Origin of the sequence: Mesorhizobium sp. M0761 (assembly GCF_040320205.1) — a bacterium.
Lineage (GTDB): Bacteria > Pseudomonadota > Alphaproteobacteria > Rhizobiales > Rhizobiaceae > Mesorhizobium.
On record NZ_JAMYPF010000010.1, the window covers coordinates 205,225 to 212,936 of the forward strand.

At 64.7% G+C, this 7,712-nt stretch carries 8 protein-coding genes; 3 read left to right on the forward strand and 5 right to left on the reverse strand.

Annotated elements, in window-relative coordinates; all coding sequences use genetic code 11:
* Positions 1-59: 59 nt before the first annotated feature.
* From NKI32_RS18550 to NKI32_RS18570, 5 genes are all read right to left on the reverse strand, one after another.
* On the reverse strand, positions 60-1,121 hold the full coding sequence (locus tag NKI32_RS18550; protein ID WP_353003132.1) for an ABC transporter substrate-binding protein: 1,062 nt from the start codon (positions 1,119-1,121) through the stop codon (positions 60-62).
* 33 nt (positions 1,122-1,154) lie between these two features.
* Entirely contained in the window at positions 1,155-2,129 is a 975-nt protein-coding gene (locus NKI32_RS18555; RefSeq protein ID WP_352512558.1) for a PfkB family carbohydrate kinase, read from the reverse strand.
* Positions 2,126-3,154: an ADP-ribosylglycohydrolase family protein gene (locus NKI32_RS18560; RefSeq protein ID WP_353003133.1), complete on the reverse strand. Its 1,029-nt coding sequence runs from the start codon at positions 3,152-3,154 to the stop codon at positions 2,126-2,128. The genes NKI32_RS18555 and NKI32_RS18560 overlap by 4 nt, the downstream gene beginning before the upstream one ends.
* Before the next feature lie 3 nt (positions 3,155-3,157).
* Positions 3,158-3,883 (reverse strand): GntR family transcriptional regulator, encoded by a 726-nt coding sequence (locus tag NKI32_RS18565; protein ID WP_352512554.1) that lies wholly within the window; start codon positions 3,881-3,883, stop codon positions 3,158-3,160.
* A 206-nt stretch (positions 3,884-4,089) separates the two neighbouring features.
* Positions 4,090-4,860 (reverse strand): IclR family transcriptional regulator domain-containing protein, encoded by a 771-nt coding sequence (locus NKI32_RS18570; protein WP_023714833.1) that lies wholly within the window; start codon positions 4,858-4,860, stop codon positions 4,090-4,092.
* Positions 4,861-4,976: 116 nt separating this feature from the next.
* Between NKI32_RS18570 and NKI32_RS18575 the strand changes: the two genes are divergently transcribed.
* The 3 genes from NKI32_RS18575 to NKI32_RS18585 form a co-directional block, all read left to right on the forward strand.
* On the forward strand, positions 4,977-5,834 hold the full coding sequence (locus NKI32_RS18575) for a CoA transferase subunit A (RefSeq protein ID WP_353003134.1): 858 nt from the start codon (positions 4,977-4,979) through the stop codon (positions 5,832-5,834).
* Positions 5,831-6,619, forward strand: a complete 789-nt coding sequence (locus tag NKI32_RS18580) for a CoA-transferase subunit beta (protein WP_023685267.1) — start codon at positions 5,831-5,833, stop codon at positions 6,617-6,619. Before NKI32_RS18575 ends, NKI32_RS18580 begins: the two co-directional genes overlap by 4 nt.
* A gap of 1 nt (position 6,620) precedes the next feature.
* Positions 6,621-7,712, forward strand: a 1,092-nt coding sequence (locus NKI32_RS18585) for a thiolase family protein (protein ID WP_353003135.1), incomplete at its 3' end; no start/stop codon positions are given.

The following is a 7,712-nucleotide window of genomic DNA, read 5'->3' on the forward strand; positions in this document are numbered from 1 at the left end:
TCCTCCCCAGGATTGAAGGGCCAGCCGGCGCCAACCGCCGGCTGGTCCGGACGTGAGCGTTACTTCACGTCGACCTTGAGCTGCTGCCACAGCGCCAGATAGGCCTCGCGCTGCGCGTCGTTGATCGGCGCCTGGAACTGGATGCGCTTGGCCACCTCGGGATCGCCCATCACCTTGCGGTTGAAGGAGTCTTCAGGCAGCGCTTCCACCGCCTTGGTGTTGGCCGACACCGGAGCGCCGACCTTGGTGACCCATTCGACATAGAATTTCGGATCGATCATCCAGTTGATGAAGGCCTGCGCACCTTCGACATTCTTCGAGCCCACCGGGATCGAGAACGCGTCGAGCCAGGCGACGGCGCCTTCCTGCGGAACGACCAGCGAGACCGGCAGCTTGAAATGCGTCTTGGCGCGGTCGGCCGAGCCGCTCCAATAGGTGCCGATGTCGATCTGGTTGGAGGCGACCATCTGGTTCCAGTCGTTCTCCGAGCTCCAGAAGGTCTTGATCTGCGGCATCAGCGAGGTCAGCTTGGTCTTGACCGCGTCCATATCCTTGATGTCGTTGATGTTCTGGCCGGTGGCGATGGCGCCGAACTGCACCGCTTCGACAGCGTCGTCGCGAATGACGACCCGGCCCTTATGCGCTGGGTCCCACATTTCGGCGATCGAGGTCGGTGGCTTGTCGAAGGACTTTTCGTTGATAGCCAGCGCCGTCAGGCCCCACACCCACGGCACGCCATAGACCTTGCCGTCATGGTCGAGCATCGGCGATTGCGCCTTGTCCTTGCTGATGTCGGCATAGTTCGGCAGCTTGGAGGTATCGATCGGCTGGATCAGCTTTTCCGCCATCGCCTGATCGTTGAAGGCGGCGTTGATCATGACCACGTCATAGAGGCCCGGATTGGTGCGGATCTTGGTCAGCATTTCCTGTTCGGAATTGAAGAAGTCGTTGACGACCTTGTTGCCGGTCGCCTTTTCGAAGGCTTCGATCGCCCACGGCTCGTCGGCGCCGTAGCCCTTCCAGTTGAGCACATGCACTTCGGCGGCACTGGCGGCCAGCGTGAGCGCGGAGGTGATGACGGCGGTCGCCCTCAGCAGGGCAGTCAGTCTTGGCATGCGCATGTTCGTTCCTCTCTTGTTTGCCCGCTTGGCGGGTCAGGCTGTCTGATGGGCCTTCTGGTTCTGGCCCGGCTCGCCCGTGGCGGCCTGGCTCAGGAAAGTCTGGATCTCGCTGTCGGTCGGCGCCGATGAGCCGCCATGGCGGGTGACGGAAAGTGCTGCCGCCGCATTGGCATAGCGCGCCGCCTCGAAGGGATGCACGCCGCGCGAGAGTGCACTGACCAAACCGCCGATATGGGTGTCGCCGGCGCCATTGGTGTCGATGGCATCGACCTTGAAGCCGGCAATGGTCTGCGTCTCGCCATTGACCAACCTCACGAAACAGCCCTTGGCGCCGGCGCGGATAACGACGCCTTCGGCCTTTGGGCAGTGGTCGGCGAGCAGCCGGGCGGCGAGTGCCTCGACATCGCCTTGCCCAGCGATCTCGACCGCTTCCGTCATGTTGCAGCTCAGCCATGTCGTACGGGCAAGCACCCGCGACAGGATGGGACGTGGGATATCCGCGATGACCGGCGTTGGATCGAAAACGAAGGGAATGTTTTCTGGCAGCGCCTCGATCCAGTCGGTCAGCGCGTTGTGGCTTCCGAGATAGCTCAGCGTGTAGCCTGACGTGAACACCCAATCATCAGACGCGACCACCACGGGCCTCATCATCTCGAGGCTGAGAATGCTCTCCGCACCGGGCCACGACACGAAGGTGCGCTCGGCATCCCCGGAGATCATGGCGACGCAATTGCCGCTGTCCATGACCGGCGATGGCGACGTCAGCGTTATGATGCCTTCGGCCGCAAACGCGGCGCGCAAAAAATCGCCATTCGGTCCGCTGCCGAGCTGGCCGCCGAACACCACCGTCATGCCGGTGCGGCTGGCCGCGACCATCATGTTGAAGCCGCCGCCGGCGACCTGCGCAAAGCTCGACGCGGTCTTCTCGCAGCCCGGCGCCGGCAAGGCGTCGATGCGGTAGACATAGTCGACGACGGCGCTGCCGATATGGACCAGACGCCCACTCATGCCGCGGCATCCTTGCTGGCCTTTGCCGTGCGCGCCGCGACGAGGTCTTCGGCAAGCGAGCGCACCTCCCCCATATCTATGCCGACGAGCCCGGCAATGTGTTGTTGCGGCAGTTGCGAAAAGCCGACGCAGGCGCCGGCCATGCCTGAGGCAATCGCGCCGATCGTGTCGGTGTCGCCGCCGAGATTGGCGCTGATGATTGCCGCTTGCCAGGGATCGCCCTGCGCGACTTCAAGCACGGCGAAAGCTGCCGGCACGGACTCCTGGCTGGCCACACCGGTGCCGACGAGATCGGTGATGAGCCCGATCGCATCCCGCATGGTCTTGCCGCGCACGAGCTCCTGCGCCCAGGCGATACGCGCGGCGATATCGCCACCAGTCACCCAATGTCCGAGCCGGGCGCCTCGCCGCGCGGCTGCTACCGCGCTGTCGGAAGCGGCACGCCAGTCGCCACCGGCGACGCCGTGGCTGACACCGGCAGCGACGGCAGCGGCCGAAGCAATGGCAATCGACGTGTTGTGCGTGGCACGGCAGGTCTCGGCCACCTTGGCGACGAAACCATCGAGCGGTTCCAGCGGCATCATGATGCCGACCGGCGCGATGCGCATGGCCGCGCCATTGGTGTCGCCCCGGCTTCCCGCCTCTTCCGCCGGCACGCCGTCATTGATGGCGTCGATGGCGCGCTTGGTCGATGGTCCCAGCAGGTCATAGCTGCCGCGCGCCTTGACCTCGCGCTCCCAGTCGAGCAGTGCGTTCACCCAGCGCGCATGGTCGAAGCGGTCGCCGGACTGGACCAGAATGCGACCAAGCAGCAGCGCCTGTTCGGTATCGTCGGTGATGGTGCCGGCAACGAGCCCCTTCGACACCGGATGGTCGGCGAAGGGCGCCACGAAATCCTCGACATGGCCGTATAGCTCGGCGATCCGCGCCGGCGACAGAAGCTGTGTCGGCATGCCGAGCGCATCGCCCAGCGCGCCCCCGACAAGCGCGCCCATGGCGCGATCGAGAATGGTGCTGTCTGGCATCGCTCAAAACCTCATATGCAGCGCGAAATGCGCCGGGTTGAGCAGGCTGGTGACATATTCGATCGGCCGGTCGTCAGCCGCACGCGTCAGCCGGCGTCCGCGCAGGAACGGCGTGCCTTGCGGGCAGCCGAGGATGGTGGCGTCTTCGGCGTTGAGCATCTCGATGCCGACCCATTCCTCGCCATGGTCTGGAATGAGACCGGCGGCTCGCAGCGTCTGGTGGAGCGAGCCTTCGCGCAGACCACGCAGCGGCACGTCCTCCAGTTCGGGCGACAGCGGCAGGCGGCTGCGTTCGATGGAGATCGCATGGCCGTCGCTGGCATTGGTGCGCACCCGGTCGACGGCGATGAAGAACGGGCTTTCGATGCCAAGCAGCGCGGCAAGATCGGCATCCTCGATCACTTCAAGCCGCAGCGTCCGGGTCTCGGCATTGGCGCCGGCATTGGCCAGCGCCCGCGACCAGCCAATGCTGTCATCGACCGGCTTGCCGTCGAAAGTGACGAAGGAGCCGATGCCGACCTTGGTGGTGATCAGCCCACGGCTGGACAGCTCCTCGAGGCCCTTGCGGACCGTGTTGCGGCTGACGGAAAAGCGCTGGACGAGTTCGTTCTCGCTTTGCAGGCGGTCGCCGAAGCCAAGCACGCCGGAGCGGATCTCATGTTCGAGAACGGTGGCGATCTGCTCGGGCTTGCCCGTGCCGGGAGAAAGTTGAACCGCGCGCCGCTTCATATGGGTACCTGTTCAGTAAACCTGTATAGTCCTGTTCGATATTGGAGTTGAAGGGCGGCGTCAACGATATATTTGGATTCACGCATATGCGTTGTGCTCAGGTGCCCCGGGCATCCTTTGTTCGCATGGCGACGCTAACCGCGCAGGGCGTCGCGTCTCCGAGACAGAGCGGGGGCAGCGCTTCCCTCAGGCGATTAGCCTTGCGCTCACACGAAGAAAAATTCCTCAATCCGTTGCTTGGCCGTCCGCAGCGCTGGCAGGATATCCCGCTCCATCGCCTCGACGGAGAACCGCGCCGACTGCGTCGAGACGTTGATCGCCGCCACGGTCTTGCCGGCGCGGTCATAGATCGGCACCGCTATCGAGCGCAGGCCAAGTTCCAGCTCTTCATCGACGACGGCAAAGCCATCCGCCCTCGCCGCGTCGATGGCCTTGGCCAGCGCGGCGCGGCTGGTGATCGTCTTCGGCGTGCGCCGTTCGATCCTCGCCTCTGCAAGCAAGGCCTTCAGCTCATCCGCGCCCAGCCCCGCAAGCAGGACGCGCCCCATCGAGGTGCAATGCGCCGGCAGCCTGGTGCCGACATCGAGCGAAACGCTGAGGATGCGGCGGCCAGGAATGCGCGCGACATAGACGACTTCCTCGCCCGACAGCACCGCCGCGTTACAGGCCTCGTCGAACTGGGCGGCCACGTCGCGCATGATGGGTGCGGCGAATGTCCACAGCGAGGCGCCGCCGAGCCAGGAGCGCACGATGGTGAGCAGGCGCGGCGATAGCGAAAACTGCCGGCCGGATTGCGTGGCATAGCCGGTCGCGGTTAGCGTCAGCAGGAAGCGACGCGCGCCGGCGCGGGTCAGCCCCGCCTCCTCCGCCATTTCGGTCAGCGTCATCCCGGCCGGATGCCGGGCCAGTATCTCCATGACTGCAAGGCCGCGCTCCAGCGAGCCGACATGGTCGCGTGTCGTTGCCTCGTCCTCCATGCGGCCTCCGCAAGACAATGCGCCGCCTTGACTCGTCTCGGCGGCGCGATGTAAAAATATCTCATACAAAACAAATGTTCGCAATACGAACTTTTTGAACTTCGGAGTTCTTGGCGATGGTCAATTTCCTGCCGCTCAAACAGGCCGTGGCTGAGAACCTGCATGATGGCGATACGGTCGCCTTCGAAGGCTTCACGCATCTGATCCCGACGGCGGCGGCGCATGAGGCCATCCGCCAGGGCTTTCGCGACCTGACGCTCATCCGCATGACCCCCGACCTGATCTACGACCAGATGATCGGCATGGGCATGGCCAAGAAGATCATCTTCTCCTATGTCGGCAATCCCGGCGTCGGCCTGCTGCGCCGCGCCCGCGACGCCATCGAGAACGGCTTCCCCCGGTCGATCGAGATCGAGGAGCACAGCCATGCCGGCATGGCCAACGCCTACGAGGCGGGAGCTGCCGGCCTGCCTTGCGCGGTGTTCCGCGGCTATCGCGGCGCCGGGCTGGCGGCAGTCAATCCCAACATCCGCTCGGTCACCTGCCCGTTCACCGGCGAGGTGCTTGCCGCCGTTCCTTCCATCCGACCGGACGTGACCTTCATCCACGCTCAGGAGGCCGACAAAAAAGGCAATGTGCTGGTCGAAGGCATTATCGGCATCCAGAAGGAAGCGGTGCTCGCGGCCAAGCGCGCCGTGGTGACGGTAGAGGAAGTCGTCGACAATTTCGACGACCTGCATCCCAACCTCACCGTGCTGCCGCGCTGGACCATCGCTGCGATCTCGGTGGTATCAGGCGGTTCGCATCCCTCCTACACGCACGGCTACTATGCCAGGGACAACGCCGCCTATCTCGAATGGGACGACATCGCCGCCGACCGTGAAAAATTCCAGACCTGGATGCAGGCCAATGTCCTTGAGCGCACGGCGGACGATTTCGCCGGCCGCGTAAAGCATCTGAGGAGCGCGGCATGAGCGGCTTTACTCCCAATGAGATGATGACGATTGCCGCCAGCCGAGCCCTGAAAAACGACGATGTCTGCTTCGTCGGCATTGGCGCGCCGTCGGCCGCCTGCAACGTCGCGCGACTGACGCATGCGCCCGACATCACGCTGATCTATGAAAGCGGCACCATCGGCACCGCGCCCGATGTTTTGCCGCTGTCGATCGGTGACGGCGAACTTTGCGACACCGCCGTCACGACCGTCTCGGTGCCGGAGATGTTTCGCTACTGGCTGCAGGGCGGTCGCATTTCGATCGGTTTCCTCGGTGCCGCCCAGCTCGACAAGTTCGGCAACATCAACACCACCATCATCGGCGACTATGCGCATCCCAAGACCCGCCTGCCCGGCGGCGGCGGCGCGCCGGAGATCGCCACCTCGTCGAAGGAGATCTACATCACCATGGCGCAGTCCAAGCGCGGCATGGTCGAGAAGATCGACTTCTTCACCTCCTTCGGCCATGGCAATGGCGGCGACCATCGCCAGCGCCTCGGCATCGAGACCGCTGGACCGACGCTGCTGATCACCGACCTCGCCATCTGGAAGCCCGACCCGATGAGCAAGGAATTCACCGTGGTGTCGCTGCATCCCGGCGTGACGCGGCAGCAGGTGCAGGACAGCTGCGGCTGGATCGTAAAGTTCGCCGAGGCGCTTGACGAAACGCCGGCGCCGACGGAACTCGAGCTGACGACATTGCGTGACCTGCAGGCCCGCACCAAGGCGGCGCATGAGGGAAGCGGAAAAGAAAAGGCCGCATGACATGACCGAGGCATTCATCTGCGATTACATCCGCACCCCGATCGGCCGTTTCGGCGGCTCGCTGTCGTCGGTGCGGGCCGACGATCTTGGCGCCATCCCGCTGAAGGCGCTGGTCGAGCGCAATGCCGGCATCGACTGGCAGGCTGTCGACGACGTCGTCTATGGCTGCGCCAATCAGGCCGGCGAGGACAACCGCAATGTAGCCCGCATGTCGCTGCTCCTGGCCGGACTGCCGAAGGAAATTTCAGGCTCGACCGTCAATCGTCTCTGCGGGTCCGGCATGGACGCGCTCACCATTGCCGCCCGCGCCATCAAGGCGGGCGAAGCCGAGTTGATGATCGCCGGCGGCGTCGAATCGATGAGCCGCGCGCCCTTCGTCATACCCAAGGCCGAGACCGCCTTTTCACGCCATGCCGAGATCCATGACACCACCATCGGCTGGCGCTTCATCAACCCGCTGATGAAGAAACAATATGGCGTCGATTCCATGCCGGAGACCGGCGAGAACGTCGCCGAGGACTTCCAGGTGTCGCGCGCCGATCAGGATGGGTTTGCCGTGCGCAGCCAGGACAAGGCCGTCGTAGCACAGGCCAATGGCCGGCTGGCGAAGGAGATCACCCCGGTGACGGTCCCGCAGAAAAAGGGCGATGCGACTATCGTATCGAAGGATGAGCATCCCCGCGCCGGCACCACGGTCGAGTCGCTGGCCAAATTGCCGACGCCGTTCCGGCAAGACGGCACGGTCACCGCCGGCAACGCATCGGGCGTCAACGATGGCGCGGCGGCGCTGATCATCGCCTCCGAAGCGGCTGTGAAAAAACACGGCCTGACGCCGATCGCCCGCATCCTCGGCGGCGCTGCCGCCGGCGTTGCGCCGCGCATCATGGGCATCGGCCCTGCTCCGGCGACACAAAAGCTCTGCGCTCGCCTCGGCCTGACACCGCACCAATTCGATGTCATCGAACTCAACGAAGCCTTCGCCTCCCAAGGCATCGCCGTGGGCCGCCCACACCGCCACCCCCCGGGTTCGGGGCCCGGGAACCCCCAAAGCGGCGCCCCCCCGCAGGGTGATACCCTGGGGGGGGGGGGCGCG

Coding starts and splice junctions, on each gene's coding strand:
- NKI32_RS18550 (WP_353003132.1), bottom strand. CDS start 1,121: ATGCGCATGCCAAGACTGACTGCCCTGCTGAGGGCGACCGCCGTCATC.
- NKI32_RS18555 (WP_352512558.1), bottom strand. CDS start 2,129: ATGAGTGGGCGTCTGGTCCATATCGGCAGCGCCGTCGTCGACTATGTC.
- NKI32_RS18560 (WP_353003133.1), bottom strand. CDS start 3,154: ATGCCAGACAGCACCATTCTCGATCGCGCCATGGGCGCGCTTGTCGGG.
- NKI32_RS18565 (WP_352512554.1), bottom strand. CDS start 3,883: ATGAAGCGGCGCGCGGTTCAACTTTCTCCCGGCACGGGCAAGCCCGAG.
- NKI32_RS18570 (WP_023714833.1), bottom strand. CDS start 4,860: ATGGAGGACGAGGCAACGACACGCGACCATGTCGGCTCGCTGGAGCGC.
- NKI32_RS18575 (WP_353003134.1), top strand. CDS start 4,977: ATGGTCAATTTCCTGCCGCTCAAACAGGCCGTGGCTGAGAACCTGCAT.
- NKI32_RS18580 (WP_023685267.1), top strand. CDS start 5,831: ATGAGCGGCTTTACTCCCAATGAGATGATGACGATTGCCGCCAGCCGA.